The following is a 26,187-nucleotide window of genomic DNA, read 5'->3' as shown; positions in this document are numbered from 1 at the left end:
TTGCGATGAAACGCATGCTGTTTAACGCGACGCAACAGGAGGAATTGCGCGTCGCCATCGTCGACGGTCAGAAGCTGATCGATATCGACATCGAAACCGCCGGGCGCGAACAGCGCAAGGGCAATATATACAAGGGTGTCATCACCCGCATCGAACCCTCGCTGGAAGCCTGCTTCGTCAACTACGGCGAGGAACGCCACGGCTTCCTGCCCTTCAAGGAAGTGGCCCGCGCCTTCTTCAAGGAAGGCATCGACGTGCGCAACGCGCGCATCCAGGACGCCCTCCATGAAGGCCAGGAACTGATCGTCCAGGTCGAAAAGGAAGAGCGCGGCAACAAGGGCGCGGCCCTGACCACGTTCATCTCGCTGGCCGGCCGCTACCTGGTGCTGATGCCGAACAACCCGCGCGGCGGCGGCGTGTCGCGCCGTATCGAAGGCGAAGACCGCCAGGAACTGCGCGAAACCATGGCGCAGCTGGCCGTGCCGGACGGCATGAGCATCATCGCGCGTACCGCCGGCATCGGCCGCTCGGCCGAGGAACTGCAGTGGGACCTGAACTACCTGCTGCAACTGTGGAAGGCCATCGACGGCGCCGCCGGCGACAACAAGGCCCCGCTGCTGATCTACCTGGAATCGAGCCTGGTCATCCGCGCGATCCGCGATTACTTCCAGCCGGATATCGGCGAGATCCTGATCGATACCGACGAGATCTACGAACAGGCCCGCGCCTTCATGAGCGTGGTGATGCCTGACAACATGAACCGCGTGAAGAAGTACCGGGACGACGTGCCCCTCTTCTCGCGTTTCCAGATCGAGCACCAGATCGAGTCGGCCTATTCCCGCATGGTGATGCTGCCGTCCGGCGGCGCCATCGTGATCGACCACACCGAGGCCCTGGTCTCGGTCGACGTGAACTCGGCCCGCGCCACCAAGGGCGCCGACATCGAGGAAACGGCGCTGCGCACCAACCTCGAGGCGGCCGACGAGATCGCCCGCCAGCTGCGCCTGCGCGACCTGGGCGGCCTGATCGTGATCGACTTCATCGACATGGAGTCGGGCAAGGCCCAGAAGGACGTCGAAACGCGCCTGAAGGACGCGCTGCGCCACGATCGCGCACGCGTGCAGATGGGCAAGATCAGCCGCTTTGGCCTGATGGAGCTGTCGCGCCAGCGCCTGCGTCCGTCGCTGTCCGAGGGCTCGCACATCACTTGCCCGCGCTGCAACGGCACGGGCCACATCCGCGATACCGAATCGTCCGCCCTGCAGGTGCTGCGCATCATCCAGGAAGAGGCGATGAAGGAAAACACCGCCGCCATCCACTGCCAGGTGCCGGTGGAGGTCGCCGCCTTCCTGCTGAACGAAAAGCGCCAGGAAATCAACCTGATCGAACTGCGCTTCAAGGTCAACGTGCTGTTGATTCCGAACAAGCACCTGGAGACGCCGCACTACAAGCTGGAGCGCCTGCGCCACGACGATCCGCGCCTGGAAGAAGGCACGGCCAGCTACCGCATGGCCGAAGCCGCCGCCAAGGAACTGGAAGCCGATACCAGCTACAGCAGCCGCAAGAAGGAAGACGCCAAGCCGCGCCAGGAAGCAGCGGTCAAGGGCATCACGCCGGAACAGCCGGCACCTGTCTCGGTGCCTCGCGCCGAGCGCGCTCCGCGTCCGGAGGCCGCCCCGGCTGCGCCGCCGGTGCCGGCGACCACGCCGGTCGAAGGCGGCGGTTTCATCGCCTGGCTGAAAGGCCTGTTTGGTGTGCGCCCGGCGGCGCCGGTGGTGGTCGAGCCGGCCAAGCCGGTCGTCAGCGAAGCGCGCAGCCCCGAAGGGCGCCGTGAACGCGGCCAACGTGGCGAAGGCCGTGGCCAGGGCCAGCGTGGCGAACGCGGCGAGCGTGGCGAACGCGGTGAGCGCACCGAGCGTGGTGAACGCGCCGAGCGTGGAGAGCGCCAGCGCGGCGAACGCGGCCCGCGCGGCGAGCGTACCGAGCGTCAGGGTGGCGAGCGGACTGAACAACGCGAACCGCGCGAGCCGCGCGGCGAGCGTCAGGGCCGTCAGCCGCGCCAGGGCGACGCCCAAGCCACGCCCGCACTGGCCCGTCAGGCCGATGCCGCACAGGGTGAACGTGCCGAAGGGCGCCAGGAAGGCCGCCGCGACCGCAATCAGGATCGCCGCGAACGGCAGCGCGAGCGTCAGCGTGACCGTGGCGATGCGCGCGAAGCAGAAGCCGGCGAAGCCGCACCGGTGGAAGCCGTGGCTGCCATCCAGGCCGCTGCCAGCCTGCCGCAGGCAGCGTTCGAGGATACGCAAGCCGAGGCACCGCGTGCCGACCTGCCGGAAGGCGCTGAAGCCGCGACCGAAGGTGGCGAGGGCGAAGAACGTCGCCGCCGCAACCGCCGTGGCCGCAACCGCTATCGCCGCGAACGCGACGATTCGGTGCAGGGTTCGCAGGACGATGCCGAAGGCGATACGCCTGCGGAGATCGTGGCCGAAGCGACCGTCGCCGTGGCCGCCGAAGCCGTCGCCGCACCGGCTCCGGCCGCTGCGGTAGCCGAAGTCCGGGAAGTCCGTGAAGTCGAAGCCGTCGCAATCGTCGCGGAAGCGCCGGTTCAGGCTGTCGAGGCAGTTGCCGCCCCGGTGGCCGAAGTCAGGGCCGAACCGGTTGTGACGCAGGCACCCGCGCCGGTGATTGGCCAAGCTCCGGCCGCCGAAGTTGCACCGGCGCCAGTCGTCGTCGAGCCGGTAGTCGTGGCTACCGAGCCTGTAGCGCCCATGCAGGCCGAGCCGGCCGCCGCCATCGTGCAGCCCGCCGTCGCACCCGCCGTGGTCCAAGCGCCGGCAGCACCCGTGGCCTCCGCGGCTGCCGCACCGGCCACCCCGGCTCCGGCCGTGACGGCCAGCCCGGTCACCGTGTCGCCGCTGCCGATGGAAGGCCTGCAGCCGATGCTGGCCACGGCCGGCCTGGAGTGGGTCGGCACGGACAGCGAAAAGCTGCGAGCAGCCCAGGAGGCCGCCGCACGCATCGTGCCCGCGCCGCGCGTGCCGCGTGAGCGCAAGCCGCTGCCGCCGTTGCCGCAAGGCCCGATGATCCTGGTCGAGACCGGCGGCCGCGAGGTCGAATCGGGCGCACAGCAGTAAGCGCCACATTTCCTGTCCACGGGAAATCGAAGGGGGACGGCATGGCCGTCCCCTTTTTCATGCAGGGGCAATCCGGATACCGGCAGCCCGCCTCGGCTAGAATGGCACCAGAATGCATCCGATCCCCCGAGCCTGGCTCCCCGGACGCATCGCCCACCCACAGGCCATGACCGAAACCGTCATTCCGATCTTCGACCTGCGCGATCATCGCTACCGCTCGATGACGCCCAGCATCCCTGAAACGCTGGCAGAGCCTTCCGGGCTGGTCGCCGACACCCGGGCGCGCCCGCTGCACGACCTGCGTATCTCGGTGACGGACCGCTGCAATTTCCGCTGCGTGTATTGCATGCCGAAGGAAGTCTTCGACAAGGACTACACCTTCCTGCCGCACTCCGAACTGCTCAGCTTCGAGGAAATCGAGCGTACGGCACGACTGTTCGCCAGCCTGGGCGTCGAAAAGATCCGCCTGACTGGCGGCGAGCCGCTGCTGCGCAAGAACATCGAGAAGCTCGTCGAGATGCTGGCGCGCATCGAAACCGCCTCCGGCAAGCCGCTGGACCTGACGCTGACGACCAATGCATCGCTGCTGGCGCGCAAGGCGCGGTCGCTGCGCGATGCCGGGCTGAGCCGCGTGAGCGTGAGCCTCGACGCCATCGACGACGCCACCTTCCGCCGCATGAATGACGTGGACTTCGCCGTGGCTGACGTGCTGCACGGCATTGAGACCGCGCAAGCCGTGGGGCTGGCGCCGATCAAGGTCAATATGGTGGTCAAGCGCGGTACCAACGACGCAGAGATCGTGCCGCTTGCCCGCCACTTCCGCGGCAGCGGCATCATCGTGCGCTTTATCGAGTTCATGGATGTCGGCGCCAGCAACCACTGGCAGATGGACGAAGTGCTGCCATCCGCCGAAGTGGTCCGCCGCATCGACGAAGCCTTCCCGCTGGAGCCGGTGCAAGCCAACTACGCCGGCGAAACCGCCGAGCGCTGGCGCTACCGCGACGGCGGCGGCGAGATCGGCGTGATCTCCAGCGTGAGCCACGCGTTCTGCGGCGACTGCAGCCGCATCCGGCTGTCGACCGAAGGCCGCCTCTACCTGTGCCTGTTCGCGACCGAGGGCTATGACCTGCGCGCCCTGCTGCGCGGCGGTTACAGCGATCTGCAGGTGTCGAACGCCATCGCACAGGTCTGGCAGGGCCGCACCGACAACTACTCCGAGCAGCGCAGCAACCCCGCGGTGCGTCAGGCTCGCGCCGAACGCAAGATCGAAATGTCATACATCGGCGGATGACCCGCCGCCGGACCCAATCTCTCCGATGATTGCACGCGACGACATTACCGGCCTGATCCTGGCAGGCGGCAGGGGCAGCCGCATGGGCGGCACCGACAAAGGCCTCCAGCCCTTGCACGGCACGCCCATGGCCATGCACACGCTGATGCGGCTGACGCCGCAGACCGGCGCGCTGATGATCAACGCGAACCGCAACCTGTCGGCCTATGAATCGTTCGGCGTGCCGGTGGTGACCGACTCGGTGCCCGACTTTGCCGGACCGCTGGCCGGCATGCTGGCCGGGCTCGAGCAATGCCCCACGGGCTGGATGGTCACTGCGCCCTGCGATTCACCGTTCCTGCCTGCCGATCTGGTGCAACGGCTCGCCGACGCCATCGAAGCCGAAGGCGCCGAGCTGGCGATCCCGGTCACGGTCGATGCGGACGGCCGCCGCCAGTTGCAGCCGGTCTTCTGTCTGATGCCGGTCGGCATGCTGGACGACCTGCTCGCCTACCTGAACGGCGGCGGACGCAAGATCGAAACCTGGGCGGCTTCGCACCGGCTCGCGGAAGTCCTGTTCGATGACGCCGGCGCCTTTGCCAATATCAACACCCTCGACGAGCTGCGCACGCACGACGCCGGCTGAAGGCCCGTTCCTACCATGCCATCCCTGCAATCCGTCATTTCCTGCCTGTCCGACTACGACCCCACCGCCCTGCCCGTGGCGCATGCCAACCGCATCATCGGCGAGGTGGTGGAGCCGGTGCGCGGCATCGAGCAGGTGCCCATCCGCAGCGCGCTGGATCGCGTTCTGGCCGAGGACATCATCTCGCCGATCGACGTACCCGCGCACGACAACTCGGCGATGGATGGCTACGCCTTTGCCAGCAGCGCGCTACAGTCGGCCGCAGGGCACGTGGAACTGGAAGTCGCGCGTGAGACCGCATTCGCTGGTGGTGGCGCCGGCACCCCGCCGGGCGCAGGCCAGGCCGTGCGCATCATGACCGGCGCGGTCATGCCCGCAGGCTGCGACACCGTGGTGCCGCAGGAGTTTGTGGAAGCATCGGCCGATGGCAGCCGCATCCGCTTCGCCGCCGACACGGTGCGCGCTGGCGACAACCGACGCTTGCGCGGCGAAGACCTGGCGCGCGACCAGGCTGCGCTGCCGGCTGGGCGCGTCATCCAGCCCGCGGACCTGGGCCTGCTGGCCTCGCTGGGATTTGCCGAGGTACGGGTGCGCCGGCGCCTGCGCGTGGCTTTCTTCTCGACGGGCGACGAATTGCGCTCGATCGGCGAGCCGCTCGATCCGGGCTGTGTCTACGACTCGAACCGCTATACCTTGCACGGGATGCTGCGACGCCTGAACGTCGAGCTGATCGACATGGGTGTGGTGCGCGATGACCCCGCCGCACTGGAAGCCGCGTTCCGCTCGGCCTGCGAGAATGCGGACGCGGTCATCACCTCGGGCGGCGTCTCGGTCGGCGAAGCCGACTACACCAAGCAGATCATGGCCAGCCTGGGCGACGTCACCTTCTGGAAAATCGCCATGCGACCCGGGCGCCCGATGGCATTCGGGCGCATCGCCTCGGGCGGACGCGACGCGCTGCTGTTCGGCCTGCCCGGCAATCCGGTGGCCGTCATGGTCACCTTCTACCATTTCGTGCGCGCCGCACTGCACCGTCAAATGGGTGCCAGCGTGCCGCCGCTGCCGCTGATGCGCGTGCGCAGCGCCCAGCCGATCCGCAAGAAGCCCGGCCGCACCGAGTACCAGCGCGGCATCCTGGCGCGCGGCGATCACGACTGGGAGGTGCGAGTGACCGGACAACAAGGCTCCGGCGTGCTGCGCTCGATGAGCGAAGCCAATTGCTTCATCGTACTGGCGCACGAGCAGGATTCCGTCCGGGCCGGCGATCTGGTCGACGTGCTGCTGTTCGACGGGCTGGTCTGAGCTCAAAACCGAGCGACCGGGCGACGCCAATGTGTCGTTTTTGCGCCGCATATTGACGGCCACTGTTGGCGGTAGCGGGTGAAATGTACGCCACGCCGTTGCCGGGCTATGCGTGGCAACGGGCAATCGCTACACTTGCCGCACGATTTTGAAACATATCTCTCCCCCGTCATGAATCAGGAGATTGCCTACCTCCACCCGGTCAAGACCGCCCGCGCACTAGTGCTGGTCTACCTGTGCTTTTCGGTACCGATCGTCTCGCTGGGGCTGTTTGTTGCCTTCATCCGCTATGGCGACCTGCCCGGCATCACCGTGTTCACGGCGCTGATCCTGAACGCCCTGATCGGATTCGGTCTGCTGTGGCTGGCCTGCAAGGCCTACAACTGGGTTGCCGCGCGCTTTGGCGGCATCGAAGTTCACGTGCGCGAACTGGCGCCCGAAGAGCAGAACTGATCCGCTTGCGGAGCTGGCGCGCGCCGCGCCGCCAGCCCGCGCCGCCAACTTCAGCCGCCCGCGTCCTCCGACACTTCGGGCACGCCCAGCACCTCGGGCACGCCGGTGCCCAGCAACTGCTGTGCCGCCTCGCCAGGCAAGGCCTCGACTGTCCGCAGCTTGCGCGCCATCTGGCGCGTGCGAACCTCGGCCTGTTCGATATTGCGTGCCGCACGCTCCAGCGTATCGCGGGTCTTGGCAAGCACGTCCCCGAATTTCCCGAACTCCGTCTTCACCGCTCCCAGCACTTCCCACACTTCGCTGGAGCGCTTTTCCAGTGCCAACGTGCGGAAACCCATCTGCAGGCTGTTCAGCAGTGCCGTCAGCGTGGTCGGTCCCGCCACCGTGACGCGGTAGTTCCGCTGCATCACATCGGTCAGGCCGGGCCGGCGCAAGACCTCTGCGTATAGCCCTTCCGTCGGCAGGAAGAGAATGGCGAAATCCGTGGTAGCGGGCGGCGACAGGTATTTCTCCGAGATGGTCTGCGCCTCGCGCCGCAATGCCACTTCCAGCTCACGCCCAAACGCGGCCACGCCGTCGACGTCGCCACGCTCCTGGGCATCGAGCAGTCGCTCGTACTGCTCCTTCGGGAACTTGGCATCAATCGGCAGCCAGACCGCGCCCTGCGCGGCATCCTTGCCCGGCAGGCGGATGGCAAATTCCACGCGCGCGCCCGAGTTGCGCACGGTTTCCACGTTCTTGGCGTACTGGTCATGCGTCAGCATCTGCTCGAGCAACATCTCGAGTTGCACTTCACCCCAGGTGCCGCGCGACTTCACGTTGGTGAGTACCTTCTTCAGGTCGCCGACGCCCTGCGCCAGCATCTGCATTTCGCCAAGACCGCGATGCACCTGCTCGAGCCGGTCCGAGACCAGCCGGAACGACTCGCCGAGCCGTTGCTCCAGCGTGGCGTGCAGCTTCTCGTCGACGGTGCGGCGCATTTCGTCGAGCTTGGTGGCGTTGTTCGCCTCGATGTCGCGCAGCTTCTGCTCCAGCGTGGCGCGCACCTCGGCCAGCCGGCGCTCATTGGCCTCCGACATCTGCGCAAGCTGCTGCTGCAGGCCGTCGCCAAAGCGGCGCAACGACATGGCCTGCTCGTCGCGTGCCTGCTGACCCTGCAACAGCAGGTTCTGCCTGACGTGTTCGAGTTGCTGGGTGTTCGATTCGGTCAGCTTGGCCAGCTGCTGGGCAAAGGTGTCGATCTGGTTGTTCTGCAGCGTGGCGATGCTCGTGAGCTGTGACGACAGCGTCTGCTGGAAGCGCAGCATCTGCTGGGCCGACTCCGACCGGCTGCCGCGCGCGGCCTCGGCCACTTCATTGCGCAGTTCGCGTTCGAGCCGCTCCATCCCGCGCAGGCCTTCATTGCGGGAATCGGCAAGCTGGCGATGCAGGTCGCCGTCGGCTGGCGTTGCCTGCTGGCGCAGCACCAGGACGACAAGCAGAACCAGCGCCAGCAGCGCCACGCCCAGCGTAAGCAGGGGAATCCAGGTCATAGGTAACGTTTCAGCGGCGATGCCCCATCACCGTGGGATTGATGACGGACTTGGGATGCCCGGCATCAGGCCCGGCATCGAGCGCCGCGATCAGGTTGTCGGCGGCCAGCATGGCCATGGCACGGCGCGTCTTCTCCGATGCGCTGGCGATATGCGGTGTCAGCACAATGTTGGGCACGATCAGCAGGTCCGGGTGAACATCCGGTTCGCCTTCGAACACGTCGAGGCCCGCAGCGAAGATGCGACGCGCCTTTAGCGCGTGCGCCAGCGCCTCGTCATCGACGATGCCACCGCGCGCAAGGTTGACCAGCGTCGCAGTCGGCTTCATCTGGTTCAGTTCGGCAGCGCCGATCGCGTGGTGGCTGTCCGGGCCATACGGCAGGACCAGCACCAGGTGGTCGGACTGTTGCAGCAGCTCGGCCTTGCTCACATAACGCGCATTGAGCGCCTGCTCCGTGGACGCCGGCAGCTGGGTGCGGTTGTGGTACAGCACCGTCATGCCAAACCCGGCCGCGCGCCGAGCCAGCGCCTGGCCGATGCGGCCCATGCCGAGGATGCCCAGCGTGCTGCCGTACACGTCCATGCCGACCAGCATGTCATAGCTCCATCGCTGCCACCTGCCATCGCGCAGGTAGTGCTCGGACTCGGTGACGCGGCGCGCGGTCGCCATCAGCAGCGCCCAGCCGAAATCGGCCGTGGTCTCGGTCAGCACGTCAGGCGTGTTCGTGGCGACAATGCCCGCAGCGGTCAATGCCGGAATGTCGAGGTTGTTGTAGCCCACCGCCATGTTGCAGACGGCACGTAGCCCGGGCAGCGCGGCAATCAGGCCGGCATCGACGCGGTCGGCGGTATTGGTCAGCACGCCCGCCTTGCCGGCCAGGCGCGCCTTGAGCGCGTCGGCATCGAGCACGGCGTCCTGCTGGTTGTCGTCGACATCGAAATGCCGCGCGAGATGGTCAATGACGTCGGGAAAAATGGCGCGGGTGACAAGGACAGACGGCTTCATGGCATCACACTTTGAAAAAGAGGAACGTCATCACCAGGAACAGCGGCAGCAGGATGGAGCCAGACCATAGCATGTAGCCGAAGAAACTGGGCATGCGCAGGCCGCGGTTTTCTGCGATGGCTTTCACCATCAGGTTCGGCGCATTGCCGATATAGGTATTGGCGCCCATGAACACCGCACCGGCGGAAATGGCCGCGAGCGTGGAAGCGTCGCGCGTCATCAGCGTGGCGGCATCTCCGCCTGCGGTGTTGAAGAACACCAGGTAGGTCGGCGCATTGTCCAGGAAGGACGACAACAGGCCGGTCGCCCAGAAGTACATGCTGTCGACGGGCTGCCCGTTGGCATCGCTGACCGTCCGGACCACGACCCCGAACGCGCCGTCGGTGCCGGCCTTGAGCATGGCAATCACCGGGATGATGGTCAGGAAGATGCCGGCAAAAAGCTTGCCGACCTCCAGGATCGGCTCCCAGCTGAACTCGTTGCCGTTGCGTGCCGAGTGCGGCGTCACCAGCAGCGAGACCATGGCCACGGCCACCAGCATCACGTCGCGCACGGCCGCCTGCAGCGGCACTTCGGTACCAAGCACGTCGAACGAGAGGCCTGGCTTCCACAATCCGCTCATCAGGACCAGACCCACCACCGCGAGCAACAGCGCGAAGTTGAACTTGCCTTCGATGCGCAGGCCGCGTGTGTCCGGCGTGGGATCGCTGCTGGCTGGCAGCGCCTCCTCCTTGTTGTGATAGTAGTGCCGGTCGAGCACGTAGAAGATCGCCAGCAGCGCCAAGCAGATGAACAACGTCTCCGGCAGGATATTGCGCAGCGTCCAGAAGAAGTCCACGCCCTGCAGGAAGCCCAGGAACAGCGGCGGATCGCCGAGCGGCGTGAGCGCGCCGCCCGCATTGGCCACCAGGAAGATGAAGAAGACCACCACGTGCGACACATGGCGGCGGTTGTCGTTGGCGCGCAGCAGCGGCCGGATCAGCAGCATGGCCGCGCCCGTCGTCCCCATGACGCTGGCAAGCACCGTGCCGAGTGTCAGGATGCCGGTATTGAGCCCCGGCGTTCCGTGCAGGTTGCCGCGCACGCAGATACCGCCCGCGACGATATAGAGCGCTGCGATCAGCGCGATGAATGGAATGTACTCGGCCAGCAGCGCGTGCACCGCGCCTGCCAACGCCGTATGCACGCCGAACACCGCGGCGAACGGCAGCAGGAACAGGAGGCCCCAGCCCGCGGCGATCTTGCCGTAGTGGTGATGCCAGAAACGCGGCGCCAGCAGCGGCAACAGCGCAATCGACAGCAGCACCCCCGCGAACGGTAGTCCCCACCATGCGGACAGCGTTGCGCCATCGATGTCGGCGGCGCGTGACAGCGACGGCAAAAAGGCCAGCATGGCCGGCACCGGCCACAGCATGCGGGCACGTTGCATCAGATGAACTCTCCTTGGACAGTGTGCGCGGGAGCGGCCGGGCAAAACTGCCGCGCAGGTATGAGACCTGTAGCGGCGCCGCGCCTGCCCTTCCGAAGCGCGCGATCAGGTCTGGTCGACCAGGATGACGTGGACGCGATACGGCCCATGCGCGCCCAGCACGATGGTCTGCTCGATATCGCCGGTACGCGAGGGGCCGCTGATGATATTGGTCGCGCGCGGCAACTCGCCGCGTTCGCCGCGAACCAGCGCGAACGCATCTTCGAGACTGTCGACGATGCGCGACACGGGCACCACCGCGATATGTGTCTCCGGCAACAGCGCTGCCGACGCGAACGTTTCCGGCCCCGACAGCAGCATCAGCGACCCCGTCTCGGCGATGGCGCAGAAACAGCCCGTGATGCCGACCAGATCGCCATGGTCGTGGTCGGCCTGCGGATCGCGCTCGGGAGGCCGGCACTCCACGGTCAAGCCGCTGTCCTGCCATGGCAGCGCGCCAAACGCGTCCCACGCGACGGCACGATGCACCAGGTTCAGGCTGTCCAGGAAGCGCGCTGTCGCGGCCGGCACATCGGCGAGCGTCGCGACACGATCGACCGTGGACGCCATGCGCTGCGCCTGTGCCATGAAGGCTTCGGTACGGTCCGGGTGCACCTCTGGGCGAGGCCCCTGCGGATGACGCGCGAGGTAGTCGGCCACGGCTTCGCGCTCGCCGCTGGTTACCTTGGGCAAACGCCCCTGCGCGGCGCGGATACGGGCAAAAATGCGGTCACGGGCGTTGTTGGTTTCCATAGGGCCTGGCGTCATGAACATGCGTGGCAATGCACGCCATTATAGTGGCGCGTCCTGCCCCGCCCTCGCCCCGAATCTGTTGAAAATTGCTAAGCAGGCGCCTGGACCTCGAACACCTGGCGCAGGTAGGCCAGGTAGCCGGGATCGTCGCACATGGTCTTTTCCGGCGTATCCGACAGCTTGGCCACTGGCTGCCCATTGCAGCGGACCATCTTGATGACGATCTGCAGCGGCGTATAACCAAGGTCGTTGGTCAAGTTGGTGCCAACACCGAACGCCAGCCGGCAGCGGCCATGAAAGCGCTCGTACAGCTCGATGACGCGCGGGATATCGAGGCTGTCGCTGAAGATCAGCGTCTTGCCGAGCGGGTCGACGCGGTTGGCCGCATAGTGCGCCAGCATCCGCTCGCCCCACAGGAACGGGTCGCCGGAATCGTGGCGCACGCCGTCGAACAGCTTGCAGAAATACAGGTCGAAGTCGCGGAGGAACGCGTCGAAGCCGTAGGTATCCGACAGCGCAATGCCAAGGTCACCGCGGTATTCGCGCGCCCAGCTTTCCAGCGCGAAGACCTGCGAATCGCGCAGGCGCGGGCCCAGCGCCTGGCACGCCTGCAGATACTCGTGGGCCATGGTACCCAGCGGCACCATATTGTGCAGGCGCGCGAAATGCACGTTGCTCGTGCCTGCCAGTTGCGGCCCCAGCATGCCACGCATCGCCAGCAGGACCTCTTCCTGCCAGCCGCGCGAGAAGCGGCGGCGCGTGCCATAGTCCGCGATCACGCAATCGCGGTATTTCGGTGCCTGCAGCAACGTCAGCTTCTCATCCAGCCGGCGGCGGCCTTCGGCAAGGTCGGGCTCGGGCCGGGTGCGGCGGAAGTACACCTCGTTGACGATGGCCAGCAGCGGCACCTCGAACAGGATGGTATGCAGCCACGGGCCACGGATCGCAATCTCGATCTCGCCATTGCCCTGCGGCGCGGGTTCGATCGAGACGTACTTCTGGTTCAGGTGGAACAGCGCGAGGAAATCGACGAAATCGCTCTTGATGAAACGCATGCCCCGCAGGTAGTCGAGCTCCTCGTCCGAGAAGCGCAGGCTGCACAGGTGCGCCACCTCCGCGCGGATCTCCTCGATGTACGGGGTCAGGTCGACGCCCGCGTTCCGGCACTTGAAGCGGTACTCGACGTGCGCCTGCGGGAAATGGTGCAGCACCACCTGCATCATCGTGAACTTGTACAGGTCGGTGTCGAGCAGGGATGGAATGATCATAACGGGCCAGACGGCGATGCCGGGTCAGGCACACATGCTAACCGATGTCCGCCCTGGCGGGCGGATGGGTGTTCGAACGCCCGGTCAGCCGCCGTCGAGAAACGGTTGCGGCCGCCGCGGGGCCGCGACGCCCTGCACACACCACAAGGGACGGCCATCGCCGCCGCGGCAAGACACCAGCGTTGCCGCGGCGCGCGGCACCCGCACCGGCAATGGCTCGGCGAACGCGCCGTTCTCCGCCATGATGCGCTCGGCATAGACCTGGTGTCCCGCGCGCTGGAAACTCAGCACCTGCACCATCTGGCGGGCATCAGGTTGCAGTTCGGGGCCGCATGGCAACAGCCCGGCCCGCCCGCAATTGGCCATGGCATCTCCGGCTGGGGCCCGGGTGACGCTGAAGCTCTCCCAGTCGAAACTCGTCAGTGCCGCCAGCGTCACCGGCTGATCCGAACGCGTGCGCCATGCCACCAGGCGGGACACCACGCTGTCGGCCATGCCCGGCTCGGACAACGTCTGCGCGTTCGCGCCGGCCGGGAGTGTCGACGCCAGCAAGTGCAGTCCGATAAGCCCCAGCCACCCGAACAAGGCCCGGTAACGCGTGCCTCCGAGGAACTCCCACGGACCAAAGCGATGCTGGCAAGGCATGGTGATCTCCTGGTGATTGGCCGTGACGGAGCATGCGGCGATCGGAAGTGCTTCCGGGACCGTCGCATCGTGCCATTGCCGCACTATCTGGCACAGACCTGTTCGCAATCAAATATACATAAAGAAATAAGAAAACTATCTGATCCAGCTATATAGACCCGCTATCCTTGCCCGGAGGCTCGGATACAATATCGGTTTCTGAAAGGCCACGGCCCGCGCTCGCCCCGTGCAGATCGCCATTTGGCGGCAATGCTCGTTGCAGCGCCGGCAAACAAGCGGCCGAAACCAGTTTCCCATCAAAAGCCGACCCGTTTTCCTGGAACCGAAATGACTCACGTTGTCACCGAATCCTGCATCCGTTGCCGCTACACAGACTGCGTTGACGTATGTCCGGTGGATTGTTTCCGTGAAGGCCCGAACTTTCTGGCCATTGACCCGGATGAGTGTATCGACTGCGCGGTGTGCGTGGCCGAATGCCCGGTGAATGCCATTTACGCCGAGGAAGACGTCCCGGGCGACCAGCAGCAGTTCATTCAGCTGAACGTCGAGCTGGCGCGCAATTGGCCGTCCATCACCAAGACCAAGGCCCCGCTGGCCGAGGCCGAAGAGTGGAAGGACGCGACCGACAAGCTGCAGTACCTGCAGCGCTGAACCGACTAGAAAGCCGTCCCCACGCGCTTTCCGCAATGCCGGGCACGCGATGCCCACAACGTATCAGGACGAATATGGACTTGAGCATTCCCAATCCCGTTGCCGACACGACGAAAGCCGCCGCCAGCAACACCGCCGGCGGTCAGCCGCTGGAAATCGACGCGCTGATCGTCGGTGCAGGCCCCGTGGGCCTGTTCCAGGTGTTCGAGCTGGGCCTGCTCGAAATCAAGGCACACGTCATCGACTCCCTCAAGGTGGTGGGCGGCCAGTGCGTGGAGCTGTATCCGGACAAGCCGATCTACGACATCCCGGCCGTGCCCAGCTGCACCGGACAGGAACTGACCGACAACCTGCTCAAGCAGATCGAACCGTTCGAGCCCACCTTCCACCTGGGCCAGGAAGTCTCCGTGGTCGAGCGCCGTGAAGATGGCCGCTTCTTCGTCGAGACCTCGCTCGGAACCCGCTTCATCACCAAGACCATTTTCATCGCCGCGGGCGTGGGCTCGTTCCAGCCGCGCACACTGAAGGTCGACGGCATCGACAAGTTCGATGGCAAGCAGTTGTTCTACCGGGTCAAGGATCCGAGCCGCTTCCACGGCCGCAACCTGGTGATCGTCGGCGGCGGCGACTCGGCGCTGGACTGGGCGCTGGATCTCGTCGGCAAGGCCGAGTCGGTCGTGATGATCCACCGCCGCGACGGCTTCCGCGCGGCTCCGGCTTCGGTCGCGAAGATGAAGGATCTTTGCGAACAGATGGAAATGCAGTTCCTGGTCGGCCAGATCGGCGGCTATGAAGAGAAGGATGGCGTGCTCACCGAGGTGAAGGTGACTGGTGCCGACGGCGTCACCCGCCGCCTGCCGCTGGACGACCTGCTGGTGTTCTTTGGCCTGTCGCCCAAGCTCGGCCCGATCGCCGAGTGGGGCCTGGACCTGGAGCGCAAGCAGATCAAGGTGGACACCGAGAAGTTCCAGACCAATATTCCAGGCATCTTCGCGGTGGGCGACATCAACACCTACCCCGGCAAGAAGAAGCTGATCCTGTCGGGCTTCCACGAGGCCGCGCTGGCCGCGTTCGGTGCTGCACCATATATCTTCCCCGAAAAGAAGATCCACATGCAGTACACGACCACCTCGCCGAAGCTGCACAAGGTGCTCGGCGTGGAATCGCCGGTGTTCGACTGATCACGGTCCGGACAGGAGCGATCAAACGAAAAGCCGCCTGAATGGCGGCTTTTTTCTTGTGGGCGCCGACCGGGGGCTCGCCTATCATTCGGCCTCGCTGTTGAACGCGACACCGGAGCGCCACCAATCAGGCGCACCTGCAGCGCAGAGCGCAGCTGCCAGGCACCTCGCCAGACCAGCCGGCAAGAAAAATATGCCAAAAGGTGTTGACGAAGAAATGAGGCGCTGGCTATAATCTCTTTCTCTGCTGTTCCCCGATAGCTCAGTCGGTAGAGCGCCGGACTGTTAATCCGTAGGTCCCTGGTTCGAGCCCAGGTCGGGGAGCCATCCGATACAAGACGAAGGCCGATGCGCAAGCATCGGCCTTTTTCTTTTTGTCGATTCGTTCTCACCCTGCCCCAGCGTCTTACCCCGCAAACCGGTAGCCGAGCCCGACCTCCGTGAGCAAATGCACAGGCTGCGCCGGGTCCGCTTCGAGCTTGTGCCGCAAGTGGCCCATATAGACCCGCAGATACTGGCTGCTCTCGGAATGCGAAGGCCCCCAGACCTCGCGCAGCAACTCGCGATGCGTCATCACCTTGCCGCGATGCGCGATCAGTACCGACAACAGTCGATATTCGATCGGCGTCAGGTGCACTGCCTGTCCCGCGCGCATGACCATCCGGTTCGCCAGGTCGACCTGCACCTCGCCAAATGCGATCTGCGTCGATCCATGCGGATTCGATCGCGCATGCCGGCGCAGCAGCACGCGCAGGCGCGCCACCAGTTCGCCCACGCCGAATGGCTTGGTCAGGTAATCGTCGGCACCGGCATCGAGCGCGCCGATCTTGTCTTCTTCGCCACTGCGCGCGGACAGCACCAGGATCGGCACCTCGGTCCAGGTGCGCACTTCGCCGATCAGGTTGACGCCGTCGCCATCGGGCAAACCAAGGTCAAGCACCACCAGATCCGGCTGGCGCGTGCCCGCCTCGATCAGGCCGCGCTTGAGGTTCTCCGCCTCGTGCACGGTGCAGCCTTCAGCCTGCAGGGCCGTGCGCACGAAGCGGCGGATATGGGGTTCGTCCTCGACCAGCAGCACCGTGGGCGAAAATTCGAAAGGCATCTGTGGCGCTCCGTCTGAATGCGATTACGCGGGGATGTCCGCCGCCTCGGGCTCGATTACCGGCGGATTGCCGCGCGGCAGGGCCACCACGAAGCGGGCGCCGATGCCAACATCCGGCATGGCCGCTTCACGCACGGGTTCGACCCAGATGCGTCCGCCATGGGCCTGCACGATCGCATCGCAGACGGCGAGCCCAAGGCCCACGCCGGTCGTCACCGATTCGCGCTCGCCCCGCGTGAATTTATCGAAGATCTGCCGTTCGCTACCGGCCGGCACGCCGGGGCCATCGTCTTCCACCAGCAGGCGCACCTCTTCATCCGTGGATTCGGCACGGATCCGGATCTCGGTGCCGACCGGCGTGTATTTCGCGGCATTCTCCAGCAGGTTGCACAGCACGCGGTCGATCAGCACGGCATCGCACTCGACCAGCGGCATCGTGGACAAGTCCGCCACCACGACGCGATGCAGTGCAAGCGCGTCGCGCAACGCGCCAAGCGCCGCGCCGACCAGCTCTTCGAATGACTGCCATTCCTTCCGCATGCGTACGTCGCGTCCCTGCAGCCTCGCCATGTCGAGCAGGTTGACCACCATGGTACTCATGCGCCTGGCCTGTTCTCGCATTGCGGCCACCGTATCGGCGACGCGTGGCGCGAGCGGCGGATCGCCACGCTGCAAGGTCTCGGCCATGCCGATCAGGCTGGTCAGCGGCGTGCGCAGGTCGTGTGACACCGCGGCCAGCAGCGAGCTGCGCAGCCGCTCCGACTCCATCGACAGCAGCGCCTGCTGCGCGACGTCGACATAGTGCAGCCGCTCGATGGTGATGGCGATCAGCGTCGCGAACACGTCCACCTGCCGCCGCAACGCCGGCTGGGCAAATGCGCGCCACGCTCGCGGTTCCACCGCCAGCACGCCGCGCGTCTGCATCGGCGCCTTGAGCGGCAGGTACAGCACCGTGCCGGCCGGCAGCGTGTGCGTGCCCGTGCCGGCCGGCTGGCCGTGGTCAAACACCCATTGCGCAAGCACGCGGTCGATTGCGTCGCTGTGCGCATCGGCTTGCCCCGGCTCGATCGCAGGAGGCAACAGGCGACCATCCGACCCTACCAGGAAGAACGCCGAGCGCGCATCGAAGGCCGCGCGCAGGAAGCGGCTGCCGATCGAAACGATCTGCTCGGTCATCAATGACGACGACAGTTCGCGTGCGAGTTCGTAGAGCGTGCGCGCGTCGGTCTCGCGCTGCACCGCCACCTCGGCCTGCTCGCGCAGCCCGGCGGTGAGCTGGCCGATCACCAGGCCCACCGACAGCAGCACCAGGAAGGTGAGCAGGTACTGCACGTCGCTGACTGAAAAGGAAAGCCTCGGTGGCACGAAGAAAAAATCGAAGGCCCCTACGGCAATCACCGACGCCAACGCCGATGCAGCGCGCCCATGCCGCAATGCCACGCCAACCACCGCCACCAGGAACAGCATGGCGATATTGACCAGGTCGAACCACGGCCGGGCCAGCATCGACACGGCGGTCGTGCCCGCACACCAGGCCATGGCCCACAGGTAAGAACGCATGCGTACGCGGCGCTCCTGCGCCCGCACGGCCTCGCTCTCCTCGAGCGGTACCGGCGCGCTCGCGGGCTTGACATCCATGCGCGTGGTATCCGCGGCCACACGTATCACGTCGATCTCGGGGCATGCGGCGGACAACGCATCGGCAAAGCTCTTGCGGCCGAACAGCCAGGCCTGCGCACCCAGGAACGGCGCAAGCGCCCCCGCCAGCAGCGCGCGCCCTTGCATCAGCAGCGATCCGTCGCGGCGCCGCCATCGCGCCGGCGTGCGACCGAGCACCACCTTGGTCAGGTTGTGGCGCCGGACATAGCCGGCAACGGCCTGCACCATGTCGCTGCCCGCAAGCGTTTCGGTGCGCGCGCCCAGATCCTCGGCCAGGCGCATCGCCGACTCCAGCCGCACGCGCTCGGCATCGGGCACGGCCGCGAGCCGTGGCGCGGCCACGGAGATCACATGGCAGTCGCAATCGAGCTGGCCGGCAAGCCTGCGCGCGCTCCGGACCACCTGCTCGGCATCGCTGCCAGCCCCGATGCAGGCCAGCACCGCCTCGCGCGTGCGCCAGACAGACTGGATCGACTCGGCGCGGCGATAGGCACGCACATCATCGTCGACGCGATCGGCCGTGCGCCGCAGGGCCAGTTCACGCAGCGCGATCAGGTTGCCCTTGCGGAAGAAATTGCGCACCGCGTGGCGCGCCTGCTCCGGCAGGTAGACCTTGCCTTCCTGCAGGCGCCGCAGCAGTTCATCGGCGGGCAGGTCGACCAGGATCACTTCGTCGGCACTGTCGAAGACGGCGTCGGGCACGGTTTCCCAGACGCGGATACCAGTGATGCCACCAACGGCTTCATTGAGGCTGTCGAGGTGCTGGACATTGACCGTCGTCCAGACGTCGATGCCTGACGACTGCAATTCCTGGATGTCCTGCCAGCGCTTCGGATGCCGGCTGCCGGCCGCGTTCGAATGGGCCAGCTCGTCGACCAGCACCAGCGCCGGTCGACGCGCCAGCGCACCGTCCAGGTCAAACTCCGAGAGCACGCGGTCCCGGTACGGCACGTCCCGCATCGGCAGGCGCTCGATGCCGTCGATCAGCGCCTCGGTCTCGGCACGGCCATGCGTCTCGACCACGCCGATGACCACATCTGCGCCCTGCTCTCTCAGCGACCGTGCTGCGCTCAGCATGGCAAAGGTCTTGCCTACACCGGCAGAGGCACCGAAGTAGACGCGCAGCTTGCCCCGCGCGGCGCGCGCGCCCTCCTCCTGCATGCGCTGCAGCAGGCTGTCCGGGTCCGGACGTTCAGCGGGAGATGGCAATTCGGGCATGGTTAGCGCACTTCCCGACGCAGGGTCGGGCACGGTCGGATTGTGCCACGCGCGCCAAAGCGCGCCCGCATTGCCGGCCTATTTGCCGGATGCCGCATCCAGCGCGAGGTTCAGCTTGAGCACATTGACGCCGGGGTCACCCAGCACGGCCAGCAACGGCGACTCCGTGTTCGCACGGATCAATTCCCGCACAGTCTCCGGCGCCAATCCGCGCAGGCGCGCCACGCGCGATACCTGGTAATCGGCTGCCGCCAGGCTGATGTGCGGATCCAGTCCGCTGCCGGAGGCCGTGACAAGATCGACCGGCACCGCCGCCTTGTTGTCCGGGTCCGCCGCGCGCAGGGCATCGATGCGTGCGCGCGCGGCATCGGTCAGCGCGGGGTTGGTCGGCCCGAAGTTGGAACCGGCCGATGCCGCCGCGTTATACGGCATGGGCGCAGTGGCCGACAGGCGGCCCCAGAAATACTTCGGATCCGAGAACGGCTGCCCGATCAGGGCCGAGCCCACCGTTTTGCCGTCCCTGACGATCAGCGAGCCGGCTGCCTGCTGCGGGAACACCGCCTTAGATATTGCGGTGATCACGCCGGGGTACAGCAAACCCGTCAGCAGCGACAGCGCGATGAAGACGACCAGCGCCGGCCGCAGCAGCGCTCCTTGCTGCGGCTCGATCGGGGCGGGTTGCGTGGATTGCATGTGCGTATTCATGAATGCCTTCTCTATGCAAAGGAATGCTCAGACCCAGCCCAGCAGGGCCAGCACCATGTCGATCAGCTTGATCCCGGCAAAGGGCACCAGGATGCCGCCGAGGCCATAGACCAGCAGGTTGCGACGCAGGATCACCGCCGCGCCGAGCGGCCGGTAGGCCACGCCCCGGAGCGCCAGCGGTATCAGCGCCACGATGATCAGCGCGTTGAAGATCACGGCCGACATGATGGCCGACGACGGCGTGGTCAGTCCCATCACGTTCAGCAGGTTCAGTTGCGGGTAGGTGGTGGCAAACGCGGCCGGGATGATGGCGAAGTACTTGGCCACGTCGTTGGCCACGCTGAACGTCGTGAGCGATCCGCGCGTCATCAGCATCTGCTTGCCGATCTCGACGATCTCGATCAGCTTGGTCGGGTTGCTGTCGAGGTCGACCATATTGCCGGCCTCTTTCGCCGCCTGCGTGCCGCTGTTCATCGCCACCGCGACATCGGCCTGGGCCAGCGCCGGCGCATCATTGGTGCCGTCACCGGTCATCGCCACGAGGCGGCCTTCGCCCTGGTACTGGCGAATCAGCTTGAGCTTGGCCTCTGGCGTCGCTTCGGCAAGGAAGTCATCGACACCGGCTTCGGCTGCGATGGTCGCCGCGGTCAGCCGGTTGTCGCCGGTGATCATCACGGTCTTGATGCCCATCTTGCGCAACTCGGCGAAGCGCTCGCGGATACCGGTCTTTACAATGTCCTTGAGTTCGACCACGCCCAGCACGCGCACATTGCCGTCGGCTTCCTCTGCCACCACCAGAGGCGTGCTGCCCGCGCGGGCCACATCGTCTACTGCCTGCATCACGGCCTCGGGAAACTTGCCGGCGCGCTCGGTCACGAAACGGCGCACGGCATCAGCGGCGCCCTTGCGCACGATGCGCTCGCCGTCGCCATTGCGTAGGTCCACGCCGCTCATGCGCGTCTGCGCCGTGAACGGGATGAACACCGGCCGTAGCACTGCCATGTCGGGTGCGGCAACACCCTGCTGGCGCGCGAGCGTCACGATGCTGCGCCCTTCCGGCGTCTCGTCGGCAAGCGAAGACAGCCATGCCGCCTGTGCCAGCTGCTGGGCCGCGATGCCCGGTGCGGGCATGAAGCGCGAGGCCTGGCGATTGCCGTGGGTAATGGTGCCGGTCTTGTCGAGCAGCAGCACATCCACGTCGCCCGCGGCTTCCACCGCGCGGCCCGAGGTGGCAATGACGTTCGCCTCCATCATGCGGCTCATGCCCGCCACGCCGATGGCTGACAGCAGCCCGCCGATCGTCGTCGGGATCAGGCACACCAGCAATGCAACCAGCACGGTGATCGTCACCGGAAGGCCGGCCCTGGTAACCAGCACGCTGTAGAGCGAAAACGGCAGCAGCGTGGCGGTTGCCAGCAGCAGCACGATGGTCAGGCCCACCAGCAGGATCGTCAGCGCCAGTTCATTAGGCGTCTTCTGCCGCTTGGCGCCCTCGACCATGCCGATCATGCGGTCGATGAAGCTTTCGCCCGGATTGGTGGTGATGCGTATCACGATCCAGTCGGACAGCACGCGCGTGCCGCCGGTCACCGACGAAAAATCGCCACCCGATTCGCGGATCACCGGCGCGGATTCGCCGGTAATGGCGCTCTCGTCCACCGACGCCACGCCCTCGATGACTTCGCCGTCGCCGGGGATCATGTCTGCGGCCTGGGCCAGCACGATATCGCCGCGCCGCAAGGTGGTGGCCGCGCGCGTTTCCGTCGCGCCGCCTCGCTTGCCGTCCACCAGCACGCGAGCCGTGGCGGTGGTCTTCAGTCCACGCAGCGATTCCGCCTGCTGCTTGCTGCGGCCTTCCGCCAGCGCTTCGGCAAAGTTGGCGAACAGCACCGTGAACCAGAGCCAGACCGAGATGGCGAGGATAAAGCCGGCACTTTCCCCACCCGCCGCTGCGGGCGCGGCCAGCGACTTGAGGAACAGGATGGTGGTCAGGATGCTGGCCACGTACACCACGAACATCACCGGGTTGCGCAGTTGCTCGCGCGGCGACAGCTTCTTCAGCGCGGCCACCAGAGCTGGTCTGACCAGCTCGGGCGCGAACATGCCGCGCCGTGGAGGACGATGATGCTGGCCGGGCGCCTGGATGGCAACGCTCGCAGGCGTCGTGGACGTTGCCGCCGATGCTTGGGCGCCGGATGCGGCGCCGCCAGCCTTGCTCTGCGTCGCCATGGATTCTTGTTGCATGCGTTTCTCCGCAATACGCTTACTTGGCAATCGCCGTCACTGCGCCCTGCAGCTCCTCGGCAACGGGCCCCAGTGCCAGGGCCGGGACATAGGTCAGCGCGCCTACCATCAGCACCGAGCCGACCAGCAGCACCACGAACAGCGCGCCATGTGTAGGCATGGTGCCGGCCGTGACCGGCAGCCGCTTCTTCGCCGCCAGCGAGCCGGCCAGCGCGAGGACAGGGATGATGATCCAGAAGCGGCCGAACCACATCGCCGCGGCAAGCAGGGTGTTGTAGAACGGCGTGTTGGCGGACAGGCCGGCAAAGGCGCTGCCGTTGTTGTTGGCCGCAGAAGACAGTGCATAGAGGATCTCGCTGAAGCCGTGCGTGCCCGGGTTGAACACGCCCGCCCTGCCCGCCTCGGTCATCACTGCGATCGACGTGCCAAGCAACACCAGCAGTGGCGTGACCAGGATCGCCACGGCGGCCATCTTCATCTCGTACGCCTCGATCTTCTTGCCCAGGTATTCCGGCGTGCGCCCGATCATCAGGCCGGCGATGAACACCGCCAGCACCGCGTACACGAGCATGCCGTAGAGGCCCGAGCCGACGCCGCCGAACACGACTTCGCCGAGCTGCATCAGCAGCATCGGTACCAGGCCGCCGATGGCGGTGAAGGAATCATGCATCGCATTGACCGCGCCGCACGAAGCCGCCGTGGTGATGGTGGCGAACAGCGCCGACGCCGCCATGCCAAAGCGCGTTTCCTTGCCTTCCATATTGCCGCCTGCCTGCAGTGCGGAAGCCGCGTGATCGATCGGTAGTCCGGCGAGGGCAGCGTTCACGTGCAACTCGGACATCGAGGCCACACATGCCATGACCACGAAGATCACCGTCATCGAAGCGAGCACCGCCACGCCCTGGCGCCGGTCCTTCACCATCTCGCCAAAGGTGAAGCACAGCGCGGCCGGGATCAGGAAGATGGCCAGCATCTCGATCAGGTTGGCGAGTGCGCTCGGGTTCTCGTATGGGTGCGCCGAGTTCGCGTTGAAGAAGCCGCCACCGTTGGTGCCGAGCATCTTGATGGCTTCCTGAGAAGCCACCGGGCCCATGGCGAGCGTCTGCTTGTCGGTCTTCAGGTCTTCGGTGACTGGCTTGCCCTGGGCGTCGAGCACCGGCTGCCCGGCCGCATCGACCTTGGGCTGGCTGTACTCGACCGGCGTGACCAGGCTGACCTCCTTGTAGCTGTCCAAATTCTGGATCACGCCCTGGCTGACCAGTGCCAGCGCGATCACGGTCGCGATCGGCATCAGCACGTATAGCGTGCTGCGCGTCACGTCGACCCAGAAGTTGCCAATGGTCGCGCTGCGCTGGCGCGCAAAGCCGCGGATCAGCGCGAATACCACCGCGATGCCGGTCGCCGCGGAGACAAAGTTCTGCACCGTGAGCGCCAGCATCTGCGTCAGGTAGCTCATCGTCGACTCGCCCGCGTAGCCCTGCCAGTTGGTGTTGGCGACAAAGCTGATGGCAGTATTGAAGGCCGAGTCGGGCGACACGGCGCCGAAGCCTTGTGGATTGAGCGGCAGGTAGCCCTGCAGCCGTTGCAGCGCGTAGACCGCGACCACGCCAAGCAGGTTGAATGCAAGCACGGCAATCGCGTACTGCTTCCAGCCCATCCCCGCATCTGCGCGGACGCCGGCTAGCTTGTAAAGAAGGCGCTCGATCGGACGTCCCCAAGCGGTCAGCTTGTAGGTGCCGTCCTCCATCGCGCGCCGCATGTAGCGACCGACGATCGGCGCGATGGCAAACAGGATTGCCAGGTACAGGGCCAGCAGGCCCAGGAATTCGGTTGACATCAGAACTTCTCCGGGCGGAACAGCGCGATCAGGAGGTAGATGAAAATCAGCGCGGCCAATGCGCCGCTCAACAGATCGGCCCAATCCATCACAACCCCCTGCCGGCAGCGTTTTGGTTGCCAGGCGCGGCGTCGTTGTGCAGGCCATCATGCCCGGCGGCGGCCTTCGCCTCATTGGCGCCCAAGGCGGCGCACAGCCATAGCAATGCCGCGCTGGCGGCAGCCAATGCGATCAAGGCGATCAGGAAGAACCCGTCCATGACAATCGATCCAGGAGTGACTGACACCGGGAAGCTTATGGAGCGGCCCCTAAAAACGGGGTAGAAAGACCGGGAGTCGATATAAAGAACATATAAAGACGCAGGAGCGACCGCCATCGGCAGGGACAGTCGAGAATTCACCGCCGCGGCATCAACCTGGTGTAAATTCACGTCCTCGGCTTGCATCGGCCCTGAAGTCGGCATCACGGCTCCGGGGGCGATTCACGGGCCACATTACTGGTAACGCGTAGCGCGCGATGCCTCCCGAATCACGGCACGTTCTTGACATTTGCGTCGTATACGTGCCATAGTTACGGGCGTATAGCTTTTTACGGAAACCGGTACTGCCAGGCTCCCGATGCATAAGGAACCCGGCGCTATCACCCCTGACACTGGTTGCACGGACTCACCGGTCCACATCTTTCAGGTTCGCGGGGGTGCATACAGGGCAGTGTCTGCCCCGTGTGCAATACCAGCCGCCCCGGCGGCCGCAGTTTCCCCTCGTTTGAACCAGCCGCTTGCGCGGCAGCCATCCCCTAAAGGACTGAATTGACCAAGATCGTCTTGAAACCCGGTGAGCCGGTTGAAGTTGCAATGCGTCGCTTCCGCCGCTCCATTCTGCAGACTGGCCTGATCGTCGAGCTGAAGAGCCGCACCGCCTACGAAAAGCCCACGACCGAGCGCAAGCGCAAGAAGAAGGCTGCCGAAGCGCGCCTGCGCAAGCGCCTGCGCATGCAGATGCTGCCGAAGAAGATGTACTGATTCGGTTCGCACCATAAAAAACCGCCAGCATGCTGGCGGTTTTTTTTATGTGCGCGCGTATCACGCCACCATGCTGAAGCGACCCCGGGGCATAGTGCAGCGCAGCACCGGTCATGCGTGGCGATGACCGGCATAATGGCGGATATTGCGCCCGCCGGCGCGCCAACCGTCTTCCTGCCTTGACTGCCATCCTCGAGTTGCGCAAGGTGCGCAAGCAATACGGCGATACGGTCGTCGTCAACGACCTGGACCTGCAGGTGCATCGCGGCCAGTGCTTCGGGCTGCTCGGGCCCAACGGCGCCGGCAAGACCACGACGCTGCGGCTGCTGCTGGGCCTGACCACGCCGGCAGGCGGCTCGCTGACGCTCTGCGGCGAACCGATTCCCGAGCGCGCACCGCAGGCGCGCATGCGCGTCGGCGTCGTGCCGCAGTTCGACAACCTCGACCCGGATTTCTCGGTCATCGAGAACCTGCGCATTTTCGGCCGTTACTTCGGCCTGTCCTCGGCCGTGATCGCGCAGCGCGTACCCGCCCTGCTCGAGTTCGCGCGACTGGAGAACCGTGCCAATGCCCAGGTGCGCGACCTGTCCGGCGGCATGCGCCGGCGCCTGACGGTGGCCCGCGCGCTGATCAACGACCCCGACCTGCTGATCATGGACGAGCCCACCACCGGGCTCGACCCGCAGGCCCGGCACCTGATCTGGGAGCGGCTGAAATCGCTGATGGCGAGCGGCAAAACCATCCTGCTGACCACGCACTTCATGGAAGAGGCCGAGCGCCTGTGCAACTACCTGTGCGTGATCGATGGCGGCCGCAAGATTGCCGAAGGCAAGCCGCACGAGTTGATCGACAGCCAGATCGGGTGCGACGTGGTCGAAGTCTACGGCGATGAACTGGACTCGCTGCGCGGCAGCCTGACACCGCTGGCCGAGCGCACCGAAATGAGCGGCGAGACGCTCTTCTGCTACGTGCGCGAGCCCGCCCCGCTGCTGGCCGCGCTGCACGGCCAGAGCGGCGTACGCTACCTGCACCGGCCGGCCAACCTCGAGGACGTGTTCCTCAAGCTGACCGGCCGCGAGATGAGGGACTGAC

The 26,187-nt window shown here is 65.9% G+C and carries 22 protein-coding genes and 1 tRNA gene; 10 read left to right on the top strand and 13 right to left on the bottom strand.

The window, feature by feature from the left end:
- Window positions 1–5: 5 nt before the first annotated feature.
- The 5 genes from AC3FKH_RS22435 to AC3FKH_RS22415 all read left to right on the top strand — a co-directional run bounded on the left by AC3FKH_RS22435 (window position 6) and on the right by AC3FKH_RS22415 (window position 6,805).
- Window positions 6–3,134, top strand: a complete 3,129-nt coding sequence (locus AC3FKH_RS22435) for an Rne/Rng family ribonuclease (protein WP_488677985.1) — start codon at window positions 6–8, stop codon at window positions 3,132–3,134.
- 166 nt (window positions 3,135–3,300) lie between these two features.
- The gene (gene moaA, locus AC3FKH_RS22430) at window positions 3,301–4,425 is read left to right on the top strand and encodes a GTP 3',8-cyclase MoaA (protein ID WP_483708659.1); all 1,125 of its coding nucleotides are present in this window, start codon (window positions 3,301–3,303) and stop codon (window positions 4,423–4,425) included.
- 25 nt (window positions 4,426–4,450) lie between these two features.
- Window positions 4,451–5,050, top strand: coding sequence for a molybdenum cofactor guanylyltransferase MobA (gene mobA / locus AC3FKH_RS22425; protein ID WP_488677984.1), 600 nt, complete (start codon window positions 4,451–4,453; stop codon window positions 5,048–5,050).
- A 15-nt stretch (window positions 5,051–5,065) separates the two neighbouring features.
- The gene (gene moeA / locus AC3FKH_RS22420) at window positions 5,066–6,352 is read left to right on the top strand and encodes a molybdopterin molybdotransferase MoeA (RefSeq protein WP_488677983.1); all 1,287 of its coding nucleotides are present in this window, start codon (window positions 5,066–5,068) and stop codon (window positions 6,350–6,352) included.
- Between the two features lie 171 nt (window positions 6,353–6,523).
- The gene (locus tag AC3FKH_RS22415; RefSeq protein ID WP_483708662.1) at window positions 6,524–6,805 is read left to right on the top strand and encodes a hypothetical protein; all 282 of its coding nucleotides are present in this window, start codon (window positions 6,524–6,526) and stop codon (window positions 6,803–6,805) included.
- Window positions 6,806–6,855: 50 nt separating this feature from the next.
- On the opposite strand, the gene AC3FKH_RS22410 is transcribed toward AC3FKH_RS22415, so the two are convergent.
- The 6 genes from AC3FKH_RS22410 to AC3FKH_RS22385 form a co-directional block, all read right to left on the bottom strand.
- On the bottom strand, window positions 6,856–8,337 hold the full coding sequence (locus AC3FKH_RS22410) for a DNA recombination protein RmuC (protein WP_488677982.1): 1,482 nt from the start codon (window positions 8,335–8,337) through the stop codon (window positions 6,856–6,858).
- Between the two features lie 10 nt (window positions 8,338–8,347).
- On the bottom strand, window positions 8,348–9,343 hold the full coding sequence (locus AC3FKH_RS22405; protein ID WP_488677980.1) for a 2-hydroxyacid dehydrogenase: 996 nt from the start codon (window positions 9,341–9,343) through the stop codon (window positions 8,348–8,350).
- 4 nt (window positions 9,344–9,347) lie between these two features.
- Entirely contained in the window at window positions 9,348–10,772 is a 1,425-nt protein-coding gene (locus AC3FKH_RS22400; RefSeq protein WP_488677979.1) for a sodium:proton antiporter, read from the bottom strand.
- Window positions 10,773–10,877: 105 nt separating this feature from the next.
- Window positions 10,878–11,564: a LutC/YkgG family protein gene (locus AC3FKH_RS22395; RefSeq protein WP_488677977.1), complete on the bottom strand. Its 687-nt coding sequence runs from the start codon at window positions 11,562–11,564 to the stop codon at window positions 10,878–10,880.
- An 89-nt stretch (window positions 11,565–11,653) separates the two neighbouring features.
- The gene (pncB, locus tag AC3FKH_RS22390) at window positions 11,654–12,832 is read right to left on the bottom strand and encodes a nicotinate phosphoribosyltransferase (protein ID WP_488677976.1); all 1,179 of its coding nucleotides are present in this window, start codon (window positions 12,830–12,832) and stop codon (window positions 11,654–11,656) included.
- A gap of 84 nt (window positions 12,833–12,916) precedes the next feature.
- On the bottom strand, window positions 12,917–13,477 hold the full coding sequence (locus AC3FKH_RS22385; RefSeq protein WP_488677975.1) for a hypothetical protein: 561 nt from the start codon (window positions 13,475–13,477) through the stop codon (window positions 12,917–12,919).
- 327 nt (window positions 13,478–13,804) lie between these two features.
- Between AC3FKH_RS22385 and fdxA the strand changes: the two genes are divergently transcribed.
- From fdxA to AC3FKH_RS22370, 3 genes are all read left to right on the top strand, one after another.
- A complete protein-coding gene (fdxA, locus tag AC3FKH_RS22380; RefSeq protein WP_483711515.1) occupies window positions 13,805–14,128 on the top strand; it encodes a ferredoxin FdxA in 324 nt (107 codons plus the stop codon).
- Window positions 14,129–14,202: 74 nt separating this feature from the next.
- Window positions 14,203–15,309 (top strand): NAD(P)/FAD-dependent oxidoreductase, encoded by a 1,107-nt coding sequence (locus AC3FKH_RS22375; protein WP_483708669.1) that lies wholly within the window; start codon window positions 14,203–14,205, stop codon window positions 15,307–15,309.
- A gap of 251 nt (window positions 15,310–15,560) precedes the next feature.
- Window positions 15,561–15,636, top strand: a tRNA-Asn gene (locus AC3FKH_RS22370).
- Between the two features lie 79 nt (window positions 15,637–15,715).
- Here the strand turns inward: AC3FKH_RS22370 and kdpE are convergent.
- From kdpE to AC3FKH_RS22335, 7 genes are all read right to left on the bottom strand, one after another.
- Window positions 15,716–16,411: a two-component system response regulator KdpE gene (gene kdpE / locus AC3FKH_RS22365; RefSeq protein ID WP_488677974.1), complete on the bottom strand. Its 696-nt coding sequence runs from the start codon at window positions 16,409–16,411 to the stop codon at window positions 15,716–15,718.
- A 24-nt stretch (window positions 16,412–16,435) separates the two neighbouring features.
- Window positions 16,436–19,288: a DUF4118 domain-containing protein gene (locus AC3FKH_RS22360; RefSeq protein WP_488677973.1), complete on the bottom strand. Its 2,853-nt coding sequence runs from the start codon at window positions 19,286–19,288 to the stop codon at window positions 16,436–16,438.
- Between the two features lie 78 nt (window positions 19,289–19,366).
- Window positions 19,367–19,993, bottom strand: a complete 627-nt coding sequence (kdpC, locus tag AC3FKH_RS22355) for a potassium-transporting ATPase subunit KdpC (protein WP_488677972.1) — start codon at window positions 19,991–19,993, stop codon at window positions 19,367–19,369.
- A 27-nt stretch (window positions 19,994–20,020) separates the two neighbouring features.
- Complete coding sequence (gene kdpB, locus AC3FKH_RS22350; protein ID WP_488677970.1) at window positions 20,021–22,237, bottom strand: potassium-transporting ATPase subunit KdpB; 2,217 nt, start codon at window positions 22,235–22,237, stop codon at window positions 20,021–20,023.
- Between the two features lie 19 nt (window positions 22,238–22,256).
- Complete coding sequence (gene kdpA / locus AC3FKH_RS22345) at window positions 22,257–24,074, bottom strand: potassium-transporting ATPase subunit KdpA (protein ID WP_488677969.1); 1,818 nt, start codon at window positions 24,072–24,074, stop codon at window positions 22,257–22,259.
- Complete coding sequence (kdpF, locus tag AC3FKH_RS22340) at window positions 24,074–24,163, bottom strand: K(+)-transporting ATPase subunit F (RefSeq protein ID WP_041679662.1); 90 nt, start codon at window positions 24,161–24,163, stop codon at window positions 24,074–24,076. Before kdpF ends, kdpA begins: the two co-directional genes overlap by 1 nt.
- Complete coding sequence (locus AC3FKH_RS22335) at window positions 24,163–24,519, bottom strand: hypothetical protein (protein ID WP_488677968.1); 357 nt, start codon at window positions 24,517–24,519, stop codon at window positions 24,163–24,165. The genes kdpF and AC3FKH_RS22335 overlap by 1 nt, the downstream gene beginning before the upstream one ends.
- Before the next feature lie 363 nt (window positions 24,520–24,882).
- On the opposite strand from AC3FKH_RS22335, the gene rpsU reads away from it, so the two are divergent.
- Together rpsU and nodI are read left to right on the top strand one after the other, a co-directional pair.
- Window positions 24,883–25,095 (top strand): 30S ribosomal protein S21, encoded by a 213-nt coding sequence (gene rpsU, locus AC3FKH_RS22330; protein WP_211948988.1) that lies wholly within the window; start codon window positions 24,883–24,885, stop codon window positions 25,093–25,095.
- Window positions 25,096–25,274: 179 nt separating this feature from the next.
- Complete coding sequence (gene nodI, locus AC3FKH_RS22325) at window positions 25,275–26,186, top strand: nodulation factor ABC transporter ATP-binding protein NodI (RefSeq protein WP_488677966.1); 912 nt, start codon at window positions 25,275–25,277, stop codon at window positions 26,184–26,186.
- Window position 26,187 lies beyond the last annotated feature (1 nt).

This window comes from Cupriavidus sp. 21MJTG02-4 (assembly GCF_057798975.1).
The sequence above is the reverse complement of the archived record's forward strand: the minus strand, read 5'-3'. Positions and strand labels throughout refer to the sequence as shown.